The sequence below is a fragment of the Cupriavidus sp. FW306-01-F10A genome (assembly GCF_058782785.1).
The window spans coordinates 101867-119430 of sequence record NZ_JBYSYA010000014.1 but is presented as its reverse complement, the minus strand read 5'-3'; the positions used below and the strand labels follow the sequence as shown (position 1 = coordinate 119430).

The window sequence follows — 17564 nt, the reverse complement described above, 5'->3', positions numbered from 1 at the left end:
AAATACCCAAAGCAGAAGACACCACCATGTTTACAGGCATTGTCGCGGCAGTCGGCCGCATTGATTCCGTAACCCCGCTGGGCGCCGCCGATGCCGGCGTGCGCCTGCATATCGCCGCGGGCGGGCTGGACCTGTCGGACGTCATCATCGGCGACAGCATTGCCATCCAGGGCGCCTGCATGACCGTGATCGCCATGGCGCCCGACAGTTTCGACGTCGAGGTCTCGCGCGAGTCGCTGGACAAGACCGTGGGGCTGGAGAGCACCGGCCGCGTCAACCTGGAAAAGGCACTGCGCCTGGCCGACCGCCTGGGCGGCCACCTGGTGTCCGGGCACGTCGACGGCCTGGGCGAAGTCGTGCACTTCGCGCCGGTGGGCGAATCGCATGAACTGCGCATCCGCGCCCCGCGCGAGCTGGCGCGCTACCTGGCCTACAAGGGCTCGGTCGTGGTCAACGGCGTGTCGCTGACCGTCAACCGCGTCAATGACGAAGCCGACGGCTGCGTGTTCTCCATCAACCTGATCCCCCACACCGTGGAAGTCACCACGCTGCAGGAACTGAAGCCGGGCGCGCGCGTGAACCTGGAGATCGACCTGATCGCCCGCTATGTGGAGCGGATGCTGTCGACCGCGCAGGCCCCCGCGTAATAGCGCGGGCTACCTGCCCTCGTCGGGCACGTTATAGGCCTCGCGCAGCTTGTCGGTGAAGGGGCGCAGCGCTTCCACGCAGGCGCTGCTGTTGCCGCCTTCCATCGTGGACAGGCTCCAGTTGCAGCCGCCGGCGTCCGGCGCGTGCCAGACCACGTCGCCAAAGCAGGCGCCCTCGCAAGCGGCGAACTTCGATTGCTCGGCGCGTACCAGGGCACGCAGTTCGGCCTTGTGCTTGATCTGCCTCGACATGGTTGTCTCCCTTTGTAGTGCAAAGTCCGCGGGCGCGATCGGGCCGGCGCCCTGATTTGAAGTCCGGGCCGCCGCTTGCCAGCGCGGCGGCATTCAGGGCGGGGCGTGCCCCCCTTTGGTCGCGAGCATACGCTGACAAACCCCTCCTGTGGCAATTTGCTTGCACCGCCGGCCCCCTGGGAGGTGCGCCGCGCGGGGCCTGGCAGCTTTGTTGTAAGTCAGCTGGTGCCTGCAGCGCCCGAAGCCTAGAATGGTTGAGCAGCGCTTGCAGTCCATGTATGCCCACAGGCGCTCGCCACTCGTTCCCGGGCCTCCCCCCTCGACAACGTCTAGCACCGGTGACTGCTGAAGTCACTCACGGGGACCACCTGGACCTTCATGCTCCCCTGCCCGCCGCGCCGCGCGCTCGTCCGCGAGCTGGCGCTCCCGCCGTTGCTTTCAACTGCCGGCCGGATTGCTGCCCGGCACCCATGAAGGAACTCACTGTGCCCGATCCCACCGCCAGAATCCTGTATCAGCGACTTCCGGCCACGCGCCTGCTGCGTGACCGGCATCCCACTGCGCCGATGCGCGCGCGCCTGGGCTTTGTGCGCCTGGCCGCGACCCACCTGCACCGTGCCGCCACGCTGCTGATCGACTGGGACCAGGCCGTGGGCAACGGATGGCCGCGGCTGCAGCCGCCGTCCTCCCCCCTGGCGAAGACATTCCGGCGCCCAGGCGCCCGGCGCTTCGCAGGCTTTCCGTGGTCCAGCGGCAAATGGACCTGACACCAAGCGAGGCATGACCATGCTCACCCTGTTGTATTTCCGGCTGAACGACATTGCCGCGGCAAGGCACGCGCACGCGCAGCTTGGCGAGCTGGCCGCGACTCCCGCACGCATCGACGGGCCATGGTTCTTCCAGCGCGACAACCAGCCGGCCGAAGGCCTGCCCGCGCCCGACGCGGCGCAGATCACCTATCGCAATGAAGTCGCGGCGGCCGGCATGGCCGCCGGCGCGCTGCTGGTGGCCTGGATCGTGTTCCGCTACGGCACGCCGGTCAACGCGGCCACGGGCTTCATGGCCTACCTCGGCGGCATGGCGCTGGGCGCCGTGGTCGGCCGGTGGCTGGGCAGCGTGATCGGCGCCGGCATCATGCGCGCCGGCCTGAGGCGGCAGAAGCGACAAATGACCGCAGGCCAGCTGATGATGATCTGCGCATGCGACCCGCACGCAAAGGGGCGGCTCTGCGAGATCGCCCAGGATGCCGGCGCCGCCGCCATCGACCCACAGGATGGCCGGCTGCCCCTGCGCGGCTGGCTGACAGACCGCCACTGGCCCGCATGGCTTGCAGGCCATGGCCAGCGCGCTGTCCCACACAGGAAACAAGCATGAGCGAGAGTTTTTTCTATCAGCATTGCCACGTTGTCGTGACACTGGCCGAGGTCACTTTCGGCAAGTGGGAATGGACCTATGCGCTGGATGCGCATGCCAGGTTCACCAAACCCAACGCCGGCTTCCTCACGCGCGAGCTCGCGCTGGCTGACGCGACCCGCGCGGCCAGGGCGCGCATCGCCAGGACCTCGCGGCTGCGTGCCGCAGGCCACGACCGCACCGCGCTGGCCGCCGCCGCATAGCCCCGGCCGGGCCAGGCGCCGGCACCCTGCCGGCAACGGGGCGGCCCATGCAGCACCGCGCTCCCCACCCGCTTCAGGCAGGCGCCGTACTTTCCGGCGCCGTCGCCTCACGCCTTGCCTGCCTTGGCGTACAATACCCGGCTTGACTGGGCAACCTGCCGGGCGTATATGGCCTGGCCGGCCCGGCCCGACGCCCCGCCTCAGTCCGGCCGCTTTCAACCGCGGCCATGTTTCCTGCCCCAGCTATTCGCCGGTTTTTCGCTCGATTCGCCCCAATTTGCCGTTCAGCACGCCATGAAAATCGCCCGTACCGAAGACATCATTGCCGACATCCGCGCCGGCCGCATGGTCATCCTCGTCGATGAGGAAGACCGCGAAAATGAAGGCGACCTGGTGCTGGCTGCCGATTTCGTCACACCGGAAGCGATCAACTTCATGGCCAAGCACGGCCGCGGGCTGATCTGCCTGACCCTGACCGCCGAGCGCTGCCGCCAGCTGGACCTGCACCCGATGGTCAGCCGCAACGGCACCCAGCACGGCACCAACTTCACCGTGTCGATCGAGGCTGCCGAGGGCGTGACCACCGGCATTTCCGCCGCCGACCGCGCACGCACCGTGCAGGCAGCCGTCGCCCGCGACGCCAGGCCGGCCGACCTGGTCCAGCCCGGCCATATCTTCCCGTTGACGGCCCAGCCCGGCGGCGTGCTGATCCGCGCCGGCCATACCGAGGCCGGCTGCGACCTGGGCGCGCTGGCAGGCCTGACGCCGGCGGCTGTGATCTGCGAGATCATGAAGGACGACGGCACCATGGCGCGCCTGCCGGACCTGATCGAGTTCGCGCAGGAACATGACCTGAAGATCGGCACCATTGCCGACCTGATCCACTACCGCAGCCGCACCGAGAGCATTATCGAGCGTGTGGGCGAGCGCGCCATGCAGACCCCCTACGGCACCTTCCACAGCATCGCCTACCGCGACAAGCCCACCGGCCAGGCGCACCTGGCGCTGGTCAAGGGTTCGCCCGCGCCGGACCAGGAAACGCTGGTGCGCGTGCATGAGCCCTTCTCGGTGCTGGACCTGCTGGAAGTGAAGTGCACCACGCATTCCTGGAGCATTCCGGCGGCAATGAAAGCCATCGCCGAGGCCGACAGCGGCGTGATCGTGCTGCTTAACTGTGGCGACTCGGCCGACCAGCTGTTCACGCAGTTCAGCGCGCTGGACGCGCCGCAGTCGCGCCCGCGCCGCAAGCCGGACCTGCGCACCTACGGCATGGGCGCGCAGATCCTGAAGGACGTGGGCGTGGGCAGGATGCGCGTGCTGGCGTCGCCGCAGCGCATGCCCAGCATGACCGGGTTCGACCTTGAAGTCACCGGCTACCAACCCATGAACGGCCAGGCCGACTGAGCCTGCGCCACCCGGACACCCCGGCAGCGCGCACCAGCGCCGTTGCCGCCCCCGAAAACTGGAGAACTGAACAATGGATCACGGCTTCTACCCCAGCAACCTCGACGGTGAAGGCCTGCGTATCGGCATCGTGCAGGCCCGCTTCAACGAGCCGGTCTGCGCCGAACTGCTCGAAGCCTGCGTGGCCGAGCTGGAAAAGCTCGGCGTCGAGGGCGAAGACACCCTGGTGGTGACCGTCCCCGGCGCGCTGGAAATCCCGCTGGCGCTGCAGAAGATGTGCGAGAGCGGCCAGTTCGACGCCCTGGTCGCCCTGGGCGCCGTGGTGCGCGGCGAGACCTACCACTTCGAGCTGGTCTCGAACGAGTCGGGCGCCGGCATCACCCGCGTCGGCCTGGACTTCAATGTGCCGATCGCCAATGGCATCCTGACCGTGGATACCGACGAGCAGGCCCACGCCCGCACCCGCGAGAAGGGCCGCGACTGCGCCCGCGCCGCGGTGGAGATGGCCAACCTGGTCGCCGCGCTCGATTCGCTGCGCGGCCAGGAAGATGAAGACGAGGACGACGATGAGTGATACGTCGAACACCCCCGACAACGACGGCGTCAAGGCAGCCGGCGGCAAGCCCGTCGCAGCCCGCACCGAGGCCAAGGCACCGCCCAAGAGCGCGCGCCGCCGCTCGCGCGAGCTGGCGCTGCAAGGGCTGTACCAGTGGCTGCTGAACCGCAATGACATCGGGGCGATCCAGGCTCACCTGCATGATGCGCAAGGCTTCAACAAGGCCGACCGCGAGCACTTCGACGCGCTCCTCAACGGCGCCGTACGCGAGGAAGCCCGCCTGACCGCCGCCTTCGAGCCGTTCCTGGACCGCAAGGTCGAAGAACTGTCGCCGGTGGAGCGTGCCGCCCTGCTGGTCGGCAGCTATGAGCTGGTGCACTGCCTCGACATCCCGTACAAGGTCGTGATCAACGAAGCCGTCGAGCTGACCAAGACCTTTGGCGGCGTCGAAGGCTACAAGTACGTCAACGGCGTGCTGGACAAGCTTGCCGCCCAGGTGCGCGCGGCCGAGGTCGCGGCGCGCCGCTGAGTTGCCAACTGAGCCGCCCGCGGGCCGGCCCACGCCATCACGGCTGGCTTGCGCCGGCAGTGATGAGGACGGCACCCGCCCCGGCGGGTGTTTTCATTCCTACCTACCCTCTTGCTGAACGGGCCCCAGGCCCTTCCCGGACCACCATGGACATGCAGCGCCTGGCCACCGCCTCCCGCCTCGCCAATATCGACGCCTTCCACGTGATGGAGCTGGCCAAGCAGGCCGCCGCGCTGGAGCGCGCCGGACGCCACATTGTGCACATGGGCATCGGCGAGCCGGATTTCACCGCCGCCGAGCCGGTGGTGCGCGCAGCCGAAGCCGCCATGCGCCGCGGCGTGACGCAGTACACCGGTGCGCTCGGCATCCATCCGCTGCGCGAGGCCATCGCGGGCTATTACAAGACGGCCTACGGGCTGGATATCCCGGCCCGGCGCGTGATCGTCACGGCCGGCGCCTCGGGCGCGCTGCTGCTGGCGTGCGCGGTGCTGGTCGAGATCGGCGCCGAGGTGCTGATGCCCGACCCCAGCTACCCCTGTAACCGGCACTTCGTCGCCGCCTTCGACGGCGCCGCGCGCATGATCCCGAGCGGCCCGGCCGAGCGCTTCCAGCTGACCGCCGCGCAGGTCGAGGCTAACTGGGGCGAGCAGACCCGCGGCGTGCTGCTGGCATCGCCCTCCAACCCCACCGGCACCTCGATCCTGCCCGACGAGCTCGCCCGCATCCTGCAGGCCGTGCGCGCGCGCAACGGCTTTGCCATCCTCGACGAGATCTACCAGGGCCTGTCCTATGACGCGCCGCCGGTCTCGGCACTGAGCCTGGACGAGAACGTGGTCACGGTGAACAGCTTCTCCAAGTACTTCAACATGACGGGCTGGCGCCTGGGCTGGCTGGTGGTGCCGGAGGCGCTGGTGGAAGCCTTCGAGAAGGTCGCGCAGAACCTGTTCATCTGCGCGTCGGCCGTGGCGCAGTACGCTGCGCTGGCCTGCTTTACCCCCGAGGCCCTGGCGATCTACGACGAACGCAAGGCCGAGTTCCGCCGCCGCCGCGACCTGATCGTGCCAGCGCTGGAGGCCCTTGGCCTGCGCGTGCCGGTGCGCCCGGACGGCGCCTTCTATGTCTACGCGGACTGCCGCGGCGTCAATCACCCCGCCGCCGGCGATGCCGACCGGCTGACGCAGGCAATGCTGCACGATGCGGGCGTGGTCATGGTGCCGGGGCAGGATTTCGGCCCGCATACGGCGAAGGACTACATCCGGATCTCGTACGCGACCTCGCGCGAGAATATCGAGGAGGCGATGGCGCGCCTCGGCAAGCTGTTCCGCTGACCGGCCTCTGCCGCGGCTGAAGCAGGCAAAAGAAAAGCACCCCGCGGGGTGCTTTTCTGATTGGCGGTACCGTTCCGAGCTCAGGCGTTGTGCGGACCGTTGTTCGCTTCCAGCTTCTCGGTCGGGGCCAGCTGCTCGGCCGGGGCCTTGACCTCGACCGGCTTGTCGGCGTTGGCGGGCGCGTTGCGCACGCCCAGCAGCTGGCGCAGGCGGGCACGCTCGGCCAGCACCTTGGCGCCGTAGCCGCCATCGGTAGCCGTGGTGGCACCGACGTAATACTTCAGGCCGCCTTCGATCGAGCCGGCGCGGGCGATGCAGTCCTTGAGCACCAGCGCGCCGATCTTGATATTGGCGTACGGGTTCAGTGCCGCGGCAACGCCGCCTACGGCCTCGTACTTGTCCTGGTGGACCTTGGTCATGACCTGCATCAGGCCCTGCGCTCCCACGCCGCTTTCAGCGTACGGGTTGAAGCTGGACTCGATCGCGATCACGCCCAGGATCAGCAGCGGGTCGATGCCGACCTCGCGGCCGGTCAGGTAGGCCGCCTTCACCAGCTGCGCGGTGGCCTGCGCCGCCACGCGGTACTTGCGGGCGATATAGTCGGCCACGGCCGCCTGCTCGCGCGCGCTGCCCAGCGTGGCGGTGCTGCGGGCGTCTTGCGCCACGCGCGTGACCGGGATCCGCGCGGCGAGGTGCGCGACCGACGGCACCTTGGCGGATGCCGCCAGGCTCCATTCGTCCACGCCCGACACCGTCGGCAGGCCGGCCTTGCCAAAGGCAAGCTTGGCCGCGGCGACGTCCGCCGAATGCGGCGGCACGGCAGTGCTGGCCACGGCAGGCGCGGCCGGCATGGCGGCGCCAACCAGCACCGCGGGCGCTTCGTCACCCGCCAGCAGCGCGGCCAGCGTGGTGCGCCATTCCTGGCTCAGCGACAGCGACACGGCCGAAACGACCGCGACCACGCCCAGGCTGTTCAGGGCGTACTTCAGCGTTGTGCGGCCACCGCGCAACGCGCGGCCCGCGACCGGATGCGCAAGACGGACCTGCAATGCCCGACTCACTCCGGGTACCGGCTGTCGGAGACGGACCTGCAAGGCCCGCCCGATGCCGGGAAGATGAAGGGTTTTCCAACCGCTCATGCTTACCTCCATCCGTTGCCCGCTTCGCGCGCCCGACTGCGGCACGCGCCCGATCTCAACGTACTCAAGTAAGGATGCCGCGCCGTCCAGCAGTGACGACCAAGCATCTGTTGGCAGGCGCTCCCCGTGCGCCCAACTGGAAACAGGCTACGCTCTGGGGGAGCGCACCCTGCCACGACTAAACTCACTACGCTCCGGCAAGTCGCCGGAGGCGACCGGTCGGCCCGCTTTGCTTCGGGTCCATACATCGGTCCTTGCTGGAGGGACTTTCTGGCACATTTTCTTTATGTACACCCCTTGACACAGGGGGAAAATCCATGTTGCGACGCAACACTCCATGGAGCAAGACCGGATTGTAGGAACGGTGTTATATCCCGTCAAGAATAATAATTTCGATTTCTACTACTTACAGTTATTTGTAACAATGGTTGCCATGTCGCCATCGGATCACCCGATTGCCCGCAAACGCAGGCGTGGCCTTGGCTGGTCGCCCGGAAAAGTACGCTGTCAGCGACAAAAAACTTACAATTTGCGTGGCTTGATTTTGATGATTTTTTTGCCGCGGCGCCGGTGAATGTGTATCGTCACCGACTTCGACGCCGCCTTGCAGAGGCTTTCCCCCAGCCCCGCACCACAACAGAATTCACTATGCAATACAAAGACTTGCGCGACTTCATCGGCCAACTCGAAGGCATGGGCGAGCTGCGGCGCATCGCCCGGCCGGTCGCGCCCAACCTGGAAATGACCGAAGTCTGCGACCGGCTGCTGCGCGCCGGAGGCCCCGCGGTCCTTTTTGAGAAACCTTCCGGAGCCAGCACCGATGGAGGTATCTATAGCGTCCCCGTGCTGGCCAATCTGTTCGGCACGACACACAGAGTCGCACTTGGCATGGGCGCCGAATCGATGGAGGACCTGCGCGACATCGGCCGGGTCTTGTCGGCACTGAAGGAACCGGAACCGCCGCGCGGCCTGCGCGAGGCCGGCAAGCTGTTCACGCTGGCCAAATCTGTGTGGGACATGGCACCAAAGCGCGTCAGCAGCCCGGCCTGCCAGGAGGTGGTGTGGGAAGGCAACGACGTCGACCTGGCGCGCCTGCCGATCCAGACCTGCTGGCCGGGCGACGCCGCGCCGCTGATCACCTGGGGCCTGGTGGTGACCAAGGGCCCGCACAAGAAGCGCCAGAACCTGGGCATCTACCGCCAGCAGGTGATCGGCCGCAACCAGGTCATCATGCGCTGGCTCGCGCACCGCGGCGGCGCGCTGGATTTCCGCGAGCATGCGCTGGCCAATCCCGGCAAGCCCTTCCCGATCGCGGTGGCGCTGGGCGCCGACCCCGCCACCATCCTGGGCGCGGTGACGCCGGTGCCCGATACGCTGTCCGAGTACCAGTTCGCCGGCCTGCTGCGCGGCAGCCGCACCGCGCTGGCCGGCTGCCTCACGCCGACGCTGTCCGAGCTGAGCGTGCCGGCTTCTGCCGAGATCGTGCTCGAAGGCCATATCCAGCCCGACCCGAACCACCCGTCCGGCTACCAGCATGCGCTGGAAGGCCCGTTCGGCGACCACACCGGCTATTACAACGAGCAGGACTGGTTCCCGGTGTTCACCATCGACCGCATCACCATGCGGCGCGACCCGATCTACCACTCCACCTACACCGGCAAGCCGCCCGACGAGCCCGCCGTGCTGGGCGTGGCGCTGAACGAGGTGTTCGTGCCGCTGCTGCAGAAGCAGTTCCCGGAGATCACCGACTTCTACCTGCCGCCCGAGGGCTGCAGCTACCGCATGGCGCTGGTGCGCATGAAGAAGCAGTACGCCGGCCATGCCAAGCGCGTGATGTTCGGCGTGTGGAGCTTCCTGCGGCAGTTCATGTATACGAAGTTCATCGTGGTGGTCGATGACGATGTCGACGTGCGCGACTGGAAGGAAGTGATCTGGGCCATCACCACCCGGGTCGACCCCAGCCGCGACACGGTGCTGGTCGACAACACGCCGATCGATTACCTGGACTTCGCCTCGCCGGTGTCGGGCCTGGGCTCCAAGATGGGCATCGACGCGACCGACAAGTGGCCGGGCGAGACCACGCGGGAATGGGGCACGCCGATCTCAATGGATGCGGCCGTCAAGGCAAAGGTCGACACCATGTGGGAAACGCTGTTCGAGCGCCCCGCCAACCGCTGATGAACCGCTGACGGGCAACCGCGCCCGTCCCCCGTTATCATGTCAGGCTGATGCCGGGTGTCGCCCCAAGCGCCCCCGGAACGACCATCGCACCATCCCATGCCCGCGACAGACGGGCGCAAGGAGGAGACATGACGACCGCCGCCCCGCTCACCGAAGGCAACCTGATGTGGACGCCGTCCGAGGCGTTCCGCGACAGCAGCCAGATCGCCGCCTTCATGGGCTGGCTGCGCGCCGAGCGCAGCCAGGCCTTTGACGACTACGACAGCCTGTGGCAGTGGTCAGTCACCGAGCTGGAAGCCTTCTGGGATGCCGTGCGCGCGTATTTCGACGTGCATTTCGACACGCCCGCCACGCAGGTGCTGGACCGCCACACCATGCCGGGCGCGCGCTGGTTCGAAGGCGCGACGCTGAACTACGTGCAGCAGGTATTCCGCCATGCCGGCACCGGCACCGCCCGCCAGCGCGCCGCGATCCGTTATGCCGGCGAAGCGCAGCCGCTGGCCGAAGTGAGCTGGGCCACCCTCGAAGCCCAGGTCGCGTCGCTGGCGCATGCGCTGCGCCAGATGGGTGTGCAGCGCGGTGACCGTGTCGCCGGCTACCTGCCCAATATCCCCGCCACCATCGTCGCCTTCCTCGCCACCGCCAGCCTCGGCGCGGTGTGGTCGGGCTGCGCGCCCGACATGGGCCAGGTGGCAGTGATCGACCGCTTCCGCCAGATCGAGCCCAAGGTGCTGATAGCCGTCGATGGCTACCGCTATGGCGGCAAGGTCTACGACCGCGCCCCGGTGGTGGCAGACCTGGTCGCCACCCTGCCCTCGCTGACCGATCTCGTGCTCGTGCCACAGGTCGGCAGCAATGCGGCGCCGCCCGCCGGCGTGCGCACCCATGCCTGGCAGGAGGTGCTGGCGCACGACGTGCCGCTGGCGATCGAGCCGGTGCCGTTCGACCACCCGCTCTGGATCGTCTATTCGTCCGGCACCACCGGCATGCCCAAGCCGATCGTGCATGGTCATGGCGGCATCGTCATCGAGCAGCTCAAGCTGATGGCCTTCCATAACAACCTGGGCCCGGACGATGTCTTCCACTGGTACAGCAGCAGCGGCTGGATCATGTGGAACGCGCAGGTGGCCGGGCTGCTGCTGGGCACCACCATCGCGCTGTATGACGGCAACCCGGCTTTTCCGGATGCCGGCGTGCTGTGGCGCTTCGTCGACGATGCCGGCGTGACCCTGTTCGGCGCCGGCGCGGCCTTCTTCACCAACTGCATGAAGGCCGGCATCGAGCCGGCGCGCATCGCCGACGTGTCGCGCCTGCGCGGGCTCGGCTCGACCGGCTCGCCGCTGCCGGTCGAGGCCTACGACTGGATCTACCGCCATGTGCGCGAAGACATCTGGCTGGTGCCGATGTCGGGCGGCACCGACTTTGCCGGCTCGTTCGTCGCCGGCTGCCCGCTGCTGCCGGTCTATTCCGGCGAGATGCAGTGCCGCTGCCTGGGCGCCAGGGTGGAGGCCTTCGACGACCACGGCCAGCCGCTGCTCGACGCGGTGGGCGAACTGGTCTGCACCGAGCCGATGCCGTCGATGCCGCTCTACCTGTGGGGCGACACCGACGGCAAGCGCTATCGCGACAGCTATTTCGACACCTATCCCGGCGTCTGGCGGCATGGCGACTGGATCAAGATCACAAAGCGCGGCGGCGCTGTGATCTACGGGCGCTCGGACGCCACCATCAACCGCCACGGCATCCGCATGGGCACCAGCGAGCTGTACCGCGTGGTGGAAGACCTGCCGGAGGTGCTCGACAGCATGGTGGTCGACCTGGAATACCTGGGCCGCGAATCCTATATGCCGCTGTTCGTGGTGCTGCGCGAAGGCCTGGTGCTGGATGATGCGCTGCGCGACACCCTGCGCGCGCGCATCCGCGACGCGCTGTCCTCGCGCCACGTGCCCAACGAGATCGTGCAGGTGCCCGGCGTGCCGCGCACGCTGTCGGGCAAGAAGATGGAGGTGCCGATCAAGAAGCTGCTGCTCGGCCATGCGCCGCAGGGCATCGCCAACCGCGATGCGATGGCCAACCCGGACACGCTCGACTGGTACTTCGACTACGCCGCACGCTTCCTGAAAGCACGGCAGGCCGACTCCGCCACGGCGTAGCGCCGGCGGACGCGGCGGTTGCCAGCGAGGACATCAGAACTCCACATCCAGCTCGCTGATTTCGTCGGGTTCCTCGCGCGCCGCCGCGATCCACTCCTGCAGTTCCGGCATCGACAGGATCTGCTTGCAGTAGGCAACCGGCACGGGATCGAGCATCACGCCATAGGTGACAAAGCGCGTCACCACCGGCGCGTACATGGCGTCGGCCATGGTGCGCGTGCCGAACAGGTACGGCCCGCCATAGCGCGTCAGGCATTCGGTCCAGATCGCCGTGATGCGATCGATGTCCGCCTGCGCACGCGACCATACCTTCATCCCGGGGAAATGCCCCTTCAGGTTCATCGGCAGCGCCGAACGCATCGCGGCAAACCCGGAATGCATCTCGCCGCAGATGGCGCGGCAGTGGGCACGCGCGGCGCGGTCTTCCGGCAGCAGGCCAGCCTTGGGGTGGATTTCATTCAGGTATTCGGCGATTGCCAGCGTGTCCCACACCGTCACGCCGTGGTGGCGCAGGCACGGCACCAGGATCGACGGGGACAGCAGCAGGATTTCCGCACGCGCCGCGGCGTCGTCCGGCGGCACCAGCACTTCTTCGAATTCCAGGCCGGCAAAGCGCGCCAGCAGCCAGCCGCGCAGCGACCATGAGGAATAGGTCTTGCTGCTGATGGTGAGTGTGGTCTTGGACATCGCGCCTCCTTTACTGCTTGTTGCCGCCCGTGGCCGCGCACCTATGCAGTGCATCCGGCAGGCACCAGTCTGAAGCCGCTGCGCGCAACGCGCCGCGAAGCGGCGTCATGCCCATGCGCCAGGCGCATGCCTCGCTACTTGCGCGGCATGGTCCGCCCGCTCACAGCACAAAGCGCAAGGCGCGTGCCAGGCATAAACTGATGGCATGCATATTGCGGCTTGCAAGAGCCAGAATAGCGGGGACCGAGCCATGCTGTACCACGCCTACCAGATCTACGCGGACATGATACTGCCGGCCTGCACGCTGGCGGAGCTGGCTGCCGCGACGCTGGCGGCAAATCCCAGGTCCGGTGGTTTCGACGCGGTGCCCCGCCTGCGTGCCGCCTGCGAGCTCATCGCGCTGGTGCGGCTCACGCACCACCGGCCGGCCTTCGGCATCGACCACGCTACCGTCGGCGGCCAGCCGGTGCCGGTCACCGAGGAAGTCGTCGCGCGCACGCCGTTCTGCTCGCTGCTGCACTTCCGCCGCCACGGCATCGTCGGCCAGCCGCGCGTGCTGCTGGTGGCGCCGATGTCCGGCCACTTCGCCACGCTGCTGCGCGGCACGGTCCAGACCATGCTGGCCGACCACGACGTCTATCTCACCGACTGGCACAACCCCCGCGACATTCCGCTGCTGGCCGGGCGCTTCGGTTTCGACGAATTCGTGCAGCACCTGATCGGCTTCCTGCAGACGCTGGGCGGCGGCACGCATCTGGTGGCGATTTGCCAGCCTACCGTGGCGGCGCTGGCGGCAGCGGCACTCATGGCCGAGGACGGGGACCCCGCCCAGCCGCCCAGCCTGACGCTGATGGCCGGCCCCATCGACGCGCGCGTCAACCCGACCAAGGTCAACGCGCTGGCCATGAGCCAATCCCTCGAATGGTTCGAGCGCACCCTGATCGGCATGGTGCCGCTGCGCTTTGCCGGCGCGATGCGGCGCGTCTACCCGGGCCATGTGCAGCTGCTGGCCTTCATGAGCATGAACCCGGAGCGGCACGAACAGGCGCTGCGCGAGCTCTACGCCCTGCGCGAGCGCGGCGAGCACGACAAGGCCGATGCCATCCGCGACTTCTACATCGAGTACTTCGCCACCATGGACCTGACCGCGGAGTTCTACCTGGAAACCGTCAGCCTGGTATTCCAGCGCTTCCTGCTGGCCCAGGGCCTGCTTGACGTGAGCGGACGCCGTGTCCGCACGCACGCCATCCACCGCACCGCCCTGCTCACCGTGGAGGGCGAACGCGACGATATTTGCGCCATCGGCCAGACCGTGGCGGCGCAAGACTTGTGCGCCAGCCTGCGCCCCTACATGCGCATGCATCATGTGCAGACCGGGGTCGGGCACTATGGCGTGTTCAACGGCAGGCGGTGGGAGACGCAGGTGTATCCGCTGGTGCGCAACACCATCTACACCAGCAGCTAGGACGGCAGCGCGCTGGCCTGGCTTATCATGGCAGCTGCGCCGGGCGGCACGCGAACGGCGCGGCACCAACGATCAACATGCCATTGCTTCCGACACAAGACTTCCAGGGCCAGCCACTGGTCCGGGTCGGCGCTGCCGACACGTTCCTGCTGCTCGCCCCGCAACACGGCGGGCGGCTGGTCCGCTGGGTGCACCGCGGCCAGGACATCCTCTACTGGCCGGACGCTGCCGACTGGTCCCGCCCGGCCAAGGTCCGCGGCGGCAACCCGCTGCTGTTTCCGTTCATCGGCCGGCATTTTGCCGATGGCAATCCGGGTCAGTGGCGTGACGGACAAGGGACCGTGCACACGCTGGCGCAGCACGGCTTTGCGCGCGACCTGCCCTTCGACGTCAGCGCCATCGACACGCAAGGCGCGATCACGATGACGCTGCGCGACAGCGATGCAACGCGCGCCGGCTACCCCTTTGCCTTTGTCTTCGACGCCATCTACCGCTTGCTGCCCGACGGCCTCGAAGTCACGCTGCGCACCACCAATACCGGCGCGCAACGCCTGCCCTGCTATCCCGGCCACCATTTCTATTTCGCGCTGCCGCACGCGCAACGTGCCGCCGCGTCGCTGGCATTGCCGGGCACGGACCGCATGCGCCAGCTACCCGATGGCAGCCCCGGGCCCGCAGAGCCGGGCGAGACGACTTACCGGCTGGACGACGCACGCCTGCAGGACACGTTCCACGTCTTGCGCGACAGCCCGTCCGCCGCGCTGGCGATGCCGGACCGCCGCGTCACGTTCGAACTCGACCTCGCCGGCAGCGCGCCATGGCATGCCGTGACGACCTGGGCCGAAAACGAAACCTCTGACTTCTATTGCGTGGAACCGTGGGTAGGCCTGCCCGATGCGATCCACCACGGCCAGGGGCTGCGCTGGATCGAGCCGGGGCAAACGGAAAGCGCGATATGCCGGCTGCGGGTGGCTGGCTGAGTCAGTGCATCAGGCTCAGTGCTCGAAATCCAGCCCGCCGATCAGGATCGCCGGGTCAGCCTGCGACAGCGAGCGGAAGTCGATCCCGCGCGGCTCCTGCCAGGCGCGCAGCTTGGCCGGCAACGCCGCCAGGTAACCGGCAAAGCGCGTCTCGCCCCCTGCGGCAAACAGCCGTTGCACCTCCAGCCCGTCCCACGCCAGCGTGATATCCAGCGCATAAGGGTGGCGCCGCAGGTCCGGCGGGCCATCCCCGGTCACGCGCAGGCGCGGCGGCCGGCCGGGGGCTTCGGCGGGCAGGGACTGGAGTTGCACGCGCCGGTCATGCTGGCCAATCGCGGCGGCGATGCGCGGCAGGCATTCCGCTTCAAAGCGGGCGAAGAAATCGGTGGTCAAGGTGGCGGCGTCCTGACGTTGCGAGTTGAAGCGATGGCGGCACACAACCGTGCGCCATCGTGCCAGCAACTATACGCCGCCGGGTGTCATACCGGGCGATAGACCTGGAAGCCCAGCCCCGGCGACAGCACCGCGGTCTCCCCTTCCTGCAGCGCCACCGGCCGCAGGCTGCCATTGGCCATCGACTCCCCCGCAAACTCAGCAATATTGCGCAGGCGGGCCGCCGGGATCCCCAGCGCGCTGAGGCGCAATTCCAGCTGCTCCGCGGTGCCCACCGCCACCGCGCCCGCAATCGCCCGCTTGAGCGCGGCCGGATCGAGCGAGCGCACGAAGGCAGGCAAGGCGCCGGCATCCAGCGGCGTCTCGAACAAGGCTGGATCCTGCGCAAGCCCGCCCAGCCCGAGTGCGTCAAGCAGCGCCAGCAACTGCTTCGGCGTATTCGCGCCGATTGCCAGCCAGCCATCCTGCGTGCGGAAGAAATCGGCCGACGGGCTGCCCGAATAGCCCTGGTTGCCCTGCCGCGCCGGCACGCCGCCGGTGGTCATGGCATCGCATGTCATCGGATACATCAGTTGCAGGCCGGCGGTGGCCATCGATACGTCGAGCAGCATGCCCCGCCCCGTGCGTTCGCTCTCGCGCACGCCGGCCAGGATGGCAAAGGCGGCCAGCATGCCGGTGGCCGAGTCGATCACCGGAAAGCCGGTCTTCATCGGCGGATCGCCCTCGGTGCCGGCCATCCAGGCCATGCCGGTGGCGGCCTGCACCACGTGGTCGTAGGCAGGCCGGCCATGCCACTGCGCCGCACCGCGGCCAAAGCCCGAGATGCTGCAATAGACCACGCGCGGATTGCGCGCGCGCACGGCTTCATAGCCCAGCCCGAAGCGCTCGAGCACGCCCGGCCGCAGGTTGTCGACGAAGACGTCGCAGCGGCCGGCCAGTTCCAGCGCGTGTTCGCGCCCGGCCTCATCCGACAGGTCGAGCGCCAGCGACGACTTGCCCGCATTGAGCGCGACAAAAGCGGCATGCCCCTTGCCCGCGCGGCGCATCACGTCGCCACCGCCGGCGCTCTCGACCTTGGTGACCTGTGCGCCCAACTGGGACAGCAGGAAGGTGGCAAACGGCCCGGCGATCACGTGCGAGAAATCCAGCACGCTGATGCCGGCCAGCGGGGCAAAGTCCGGTTGTGGAGCGAGGGTCATGGGATGGCCTATTCGATGGTGATGCGGTTCTTGTCGATAACCTGGCGGATGCGGGTGGTCTCGTCGGCCACCAGCCGCGAGAAGGCTTCAGGCGTGGGCGTCGGCGCAAGCACCGCGCCCATCTCGGCATAGAGCCGGCGCAGGCCGGGATCAGCCAGCGCCTGCATCACCGCGGCATGCAGCCGCGCCACGATCGGCGCGGGCAGATGCGGCGGCGCCCAGATGCCGCTCCATGCATCGAGATCGAGATCCTTGCGGCCCAGCGCCTCATTCAGCGTAGGCACCTGCGGCAGCACCGCGGCGCGGCTGGCCGAGGTCACCGCCAGGGCCCGCGCCTTGCCGCTGGCGATCTGCGGAATCGCCGTCGCCGCCACCGGGAAACCGAACTGCGTGTCGCCCTTGATCAGCGCTGGCACGATCTCGACCGAGCCCTTGTACGGCACATGCACCACGTCGATGCCGGTGGCCGACGCAAACGCCGCACCCGACACATGCGCGGCCGAGCCGATCCCGCCCGAGGCGTAGTTCAGCGTGCCGGGCGCGCGGCGCGCCGCGGCGACCAGGTCGGCCACGTTCCGGTACGGCGAGCTGGCGCTGACCACCAGCACCGCCGGGCTGACGCCAACGCGGATGACGTGGGTGAACGCCATCGGGTCGAACTTTGCGCCGGGCTGCAGCAGCTTCTGCGTGACATGGGTCGAGGCACCCAGCATCAGCGTGTAGCCATCCGCCGGCTGCTGCGCGACAAACTCCGCGGCCAGGATGCCGCCTGCACCGACCTTGTTCTCGACCACCACCGGCTGGCCGAGCGCGCGCGCAAGCAACTCAGCCAGCTTGCGGGTCTGGATATCCGGACCGCCGCCGGCGGCGTAGGGCACCACCAGCCGGATCGGCCGGTTGGGATAGGGACTGGCCGCACCGGCCCTGCCCAGCGCGGCAGCGGCCGGCAGCGCCAGCAGGGACTTCAGCAGCAGGCGGCGCCCGACGTTGGCATGCATCGCATGTCTCCTCCATGGTTTGCCCCGATTGTCCGGC

At 68.2% G+C, this 17564-nt stretch carries 18 protein-coding genes; 12 read left to right on the top strand and 6 right to left on the bottom strand.

Annotated elements, in window-relative coordinates; translation table 11 throughout:
• Positions 1 to 26 precede the first annotated feature (26 nt).
• Entirely contained in the window at positions 27 to 647 is a 621-nt protein-coding gene (locus AC3WLF_RS20370; RefSeq protein WP_010813757.1) for a riboflavin synthase, read from the top strand.
• 9 nt (positions 648 to 656) lie between these two features.
• Here the strand turns inward: AC3WLF_RS20370 and AC3WLF_RS20365 are convergent, their stop codons facing one another.
• Positions 657 to 899 carry a hypothetical protein gene (locus tag AC3WLF_RS20365; RefSeq protein WP_492318807.1) on the bottom strand — a complete coding sequence of 81 codons (243 nt, stop codon included), beginning with the start codon at positions 897 to 899 and terminating at the stop codon, positions 657 to 659.
• Between the two features lie 470 nt (positions 900 to 1369).
• Between AC3WLF_RS20365 and AC3WLF_RS20360 the strand changes: the two genes are divergently transcribed.
• The 7 genes from AC3WLF_RS20360 to AC3WLF_RS20330 all read left to right on the top strand — a co-directional run bounded on the left by AC3WLF_RS20360 (position 1370) and on the right by AC3WLF_RS20330 (position 6332).
• Positions 1370 to 1666: a hypothetical protein gene (locus tag AC3WLF_RS20360; RefSeq protein WP_010813759.1), complete on the top strand. Its 297-nt coding sequence runs from the start codon at positions 1370 to 1372 to the stop codon at positions 1664 to 1666.
• Between the two features lie 13 nt (positions 1667 to 1679).
• Positions 1680 to 2273, top strand: coding sequence for a hypothetical protein (locus AC3WLF_RS20355; RefSeq protein ID WP_492356404.1), 594 nt, complete (start codon positions 1680 to 1682; stop codon positions 2271 to 2273).
• The gene (locus AC3WLF_RS20350; protein WP_010813761.1) at positions 2270 to 2515 is read left to right on the top strand and encodes a hypothetical protein; all 246 of its coding nucleotides are present in this window, start codon (positions 2270 to 2272) and stop codon (positions 2513 to 2515) included. Before AC3WLF_RS20355 ends, AC3WLF_RS20350 begins: the two co-directional genes overlap by 4 nt.
• A gap of 294 nt (positions 2516 to 2809) precedes the next feature.
• On the top strand, positions 2810 to 3919 hold the full coding sequence (gene ribBA, locus AC3WLF_RS20345; protein ID WP_010813762.1) for a bifunctional 3,4-dihydroxy-2-butanone-4-phosphate synthase/GTP cyclohydrolase II: 1110 nt from the start codon (positions 2810 to 2812) through the stop codon (positions 3917 to 3919).
• A gap of 73 nt (positions 3920 to 3992) precedes the next feature.
• On the top strand, positions 3993 to 4493 hold the full coding sequence (gene ribH, locus AC3WLF_RS20340) for a 6,7-dimethyl-8-ribityllumazine synthase (protein WP_010813763.1): 501 nt from the start codon (positions 3993 to 3995) through the stop codon (positions 4491 to 4493).
• On the top strand, positions 4486 to 5004 hold the full coding sequence (gene nusB / locus AC3WLF_RS20335) for a transcription antitermination factor NusB (RefSeq protein WP_492358738.1): 519 nt from the start codon (positions 4486 to 4488) through the stop codon (positions 5002 to 5004). Before ribH ends, nusB begins: the two co-directional genes overlap by 8 nt.
• 146 nt (positions 5005 to 5150) lie before the next feature.
• On the top strand, positions 5151 to 6332 hold the full coding sequence (locus AC3WLF_RS20330) for a pyridoxal phosphate-dependent aminotransferase (RefSeq protein WP_492318811.1): 1182 nt from the start codon (positions 5151 to 5153) through the stop codon (positions 6330 to 6332).
• An 80-nt stretch (positions 6333 to 6412) separates the two neighbouring features.
• Here the strand turns inward: AC3WLF_RS20330 and AC3WLF_RS20325 are convergent, their stop codons facing one another.
• Positions 6413 to 7471: a lytic transglycosylase domain-containing protein gene (locus AC3WLF_RS20325; RefSeq protein ID WP_492318812.1), complete on the bottom strand. Its 1059-nt coding sequence runs from the start codon at positions 7469 to 7471 to the stop codon at positions 6413 to 6415.
• Positions 7472 to 8119: 648 nt separating this feature from the next.
• Between AC3WLF_RS20325 and ubiD the strand changes: the two genes are divergently transcribed.
• Both ubiD and AC3WLF_RS20315 read left to right on the top strand, forming a co-directional pair.
• On the top strand, positions 8120 to 9649 hold the full coding sequence (gene ubiD, locus AC3WLF_RS20320; protein WP_456804338.1) for a 4-hydroxy-3-polyprenylbenzoate decarboxylase: 1530 nt from the start codon (positions 8120 to 8122) through the stop codon (positions 9647 to 9649).
• 131 nt (positions 9650 to 9780) lie between these two features.
• The gene (locus AC3WLF_RS20315) at positions 9781 to 11805 is read left to right on the top strand and encodes an acetoacetate--CoA ligase (RefSeq protein WP_492358737.1); all 2025 of its coding nucleotides are present in this window, start codon (positions 9781 to 9783) and stop codon (positions 11803 to 11805) included.
• A 33-nt stretch (positions 11806 to 11838) separates the two neighbouring features.
• On the opposite strand, the gene AC3WLF_RS20310 is transcribed toward AC3WLF_RS20315, so the two are convergent.
• Complete coding sequence (locus AC3WLF_RS20310; protein WP_018311213.1) at positions 11839 to 12492, bottom strand: glutathione S-transferase family protein; 654 nt, start codon at positions 12490 to 12492, stop codon at positions 11839 to 11841.
• A gap of 250 nt (positions 12493 to 12742) precedes the next feature.
• On the opposite strand from AC3WLF_RS20310, the gene AC3WLF_RS20305 reads away from it, so the two are divergent.
• On the top strand, positions 12743 to 13957 hold the full coding sequence (locus AC3WLF_RS20305; protein WP_492318814.1) for a polyhydroxyalkanoate depolymerase: 1215 nt from the start codon (positions 12743 to 12745) through the stop codon (positions 13955 to 13957).
• Between the two features lie 77 nt (positions 13958 to 14034).
• On the top strand, positions 14035 to 14937 hold the full coding sequence (locus AC3WLF_RS20300; protein ID WP_492358736.1) for an aldose epimerase family protein: 903 nt from the start codon (positions 14035 to 14037) through the stop codon (positions 14935 to 14937).
• A gap of 15 nt (positions 14938 to 14952) precedes the next feature.
• Here AC3WLF_RS20300 and AC3WLF_RS20295 read toward each other — a convergent pair whose 3' ends face one another.
• From AC3WLF_RS20295 to AC3WLF_RS20285, 3 genes are all read right to left on the bottom strand, one after another.
• Positions 14953 to 15330, bottom strand: a complete 378-nt coding sequence (locus AC3WLF_RS20295) for a DUF5594 family protein (protein WP_492318816.1) — start codon at positions 15328 to 15330, stop codon at positions 14953 to 14955.
• A gap of 86 nt (positions 15331 to 15416) precedes the next feature.
• A complete protein-coding gene (locus tag AC3WLF_RS20290) occupies positions 15417 to 16529 on the bottom strand; it encodes a CoA transferase (protein WP_492358735.1) in 1113 nt (370 codons plus the stop codon).
• 8 nt (positions 16530 to 16537) lie between these two features.
• Positions 16538 to 17527, bottom strand: a complete 990-nt coding sequence (locus tag AC3WLF_RS20285) for a tripartite tricarboxylate transporter substrate binding protein (protein WP_492318818.1) — start codon at positions 17525 to 17527, stop codon at positions 16538 to 16540.
• Positions 17528 to 17564: the final 37 nt, after the last annotated feature.

Bases quoted from the DNA above. Each gene is read 5' to 3' on its own strand.
- AC3WLF_RS20370 (WP_010813757.1), top strand. From the start codon at position 27: ATGTTTACAGGCATTGTCGCGGCAGTCGGCCGCATTGATTCCGTAACC.
- AC3WLF_RS20365 (WP_492318807.1), bottom strand. From the start codon at position 899: ATGTCGAGGCAGATCAAGCACAAGGCCGAACTGCGTGCCCTGGTACGC.
- AC3WLF_RS20360 (WP_010813759.1), top strand. From the start codon at position 1,370: ATGAAGGAACTCACTGTGCCCGATCCCACCGCCAGAATCCTGTATCAG.
- AC3WLF_RS20355 (WP_492356404.1), top strand. From the start codon at position 1,680: ATGACCATGCTCACCCTGTTGTATTTCCGGCTGAACGACATTGCCGCG.
- AC3WLF_RS20350 (WP_010813761.1), top strand. From the start codon at position 2,270: ATGAGCGAGAGTTTTTTCTATCAGCATTGCCACGTTGTCGTGACACTG.
- ribBA (WP_010813762.1), top strand. From the start codon at position 2,810: ATGAAAATCGCCCGTACCGAAGACATCATTGCCGACATCCGCGCCGGC.
- ribH (WP_010813763.1), top strand. From the start codon at position 3,993: ATGGATCACGGCTTCTACCCCAGCAACCTCGACGGTGAAGGCCTGCGT.
- nusB (WP_492358738.1), top strand. From the start codon at position 4,486: ATGAGTGATACGTCGAACACCCCCGACAACGACGGCGTCAAGGCAGCC.
- AC3WLF_RS20330 (WP_492318811.1), top strand. From the start codon at position 5,151: ATGGACATGCAGCGCCTGGCCACCGCCTCCCGCCTCGCCAATATCGAC.
- AC3WLF_RS20325 (WP_492318812.1), bottom strand. From the start codon at position 7,471: ATGAGCGGTTGGAAAACCCTTCATCTTCCCGGCATCGGGCGGGCCTTG.
- ubiD (WP_456804338.1), top strand. From the start codon at position 8,120: ATGCAATACAAAGACTTGCGCGACTTCATCGGCCAACTCGAAGGCATG.
- AC3WLF_RS20315 (WP_492358737.1), top strand. From the start codon at position 9,781: ATGACGACCGCCGCCCCGCTCACCGAAGGCAACCTGATGTGGACGCCG.
- AC3WLF_RS20310 (WP_018311213.1), bottom strand. From the start codon at position 12,492: ATGTCCAAGACCACACTCACCATCAGCAGCAAGACCTATTCCTCATGG.
- AC3WLF_RS20305 (WP_492318814.1), top strand. From the start codon at position 12,743: ATGCTGTACCACGCCTACCAGATCTACGCGGACATGATACTGCCGGCC.
- AC3WLF_RS20300 (WP_492358736.1), top strand. From the start codon at position 14,035: ATGCCATTGCTTCCGACACAAGACTTCCAGGGCCAGCCACTGGTCCGG.
- AC3WLF_RS20290 (WP_492358735.1), bottom strand. From the start codon at position 16,529: ATGACCCTCGCTCCACAACCGGACTTTGCCCCGCTGGCCGGCATCAGC.
- AC3WLF_RS20285 (WP_492318818.1), bottom strand. From the start codon at position 17,527: ATGCATGCCAACGTCGGGCGCCGCCTGCTGCTGAAGTCCCTGCTGGCG.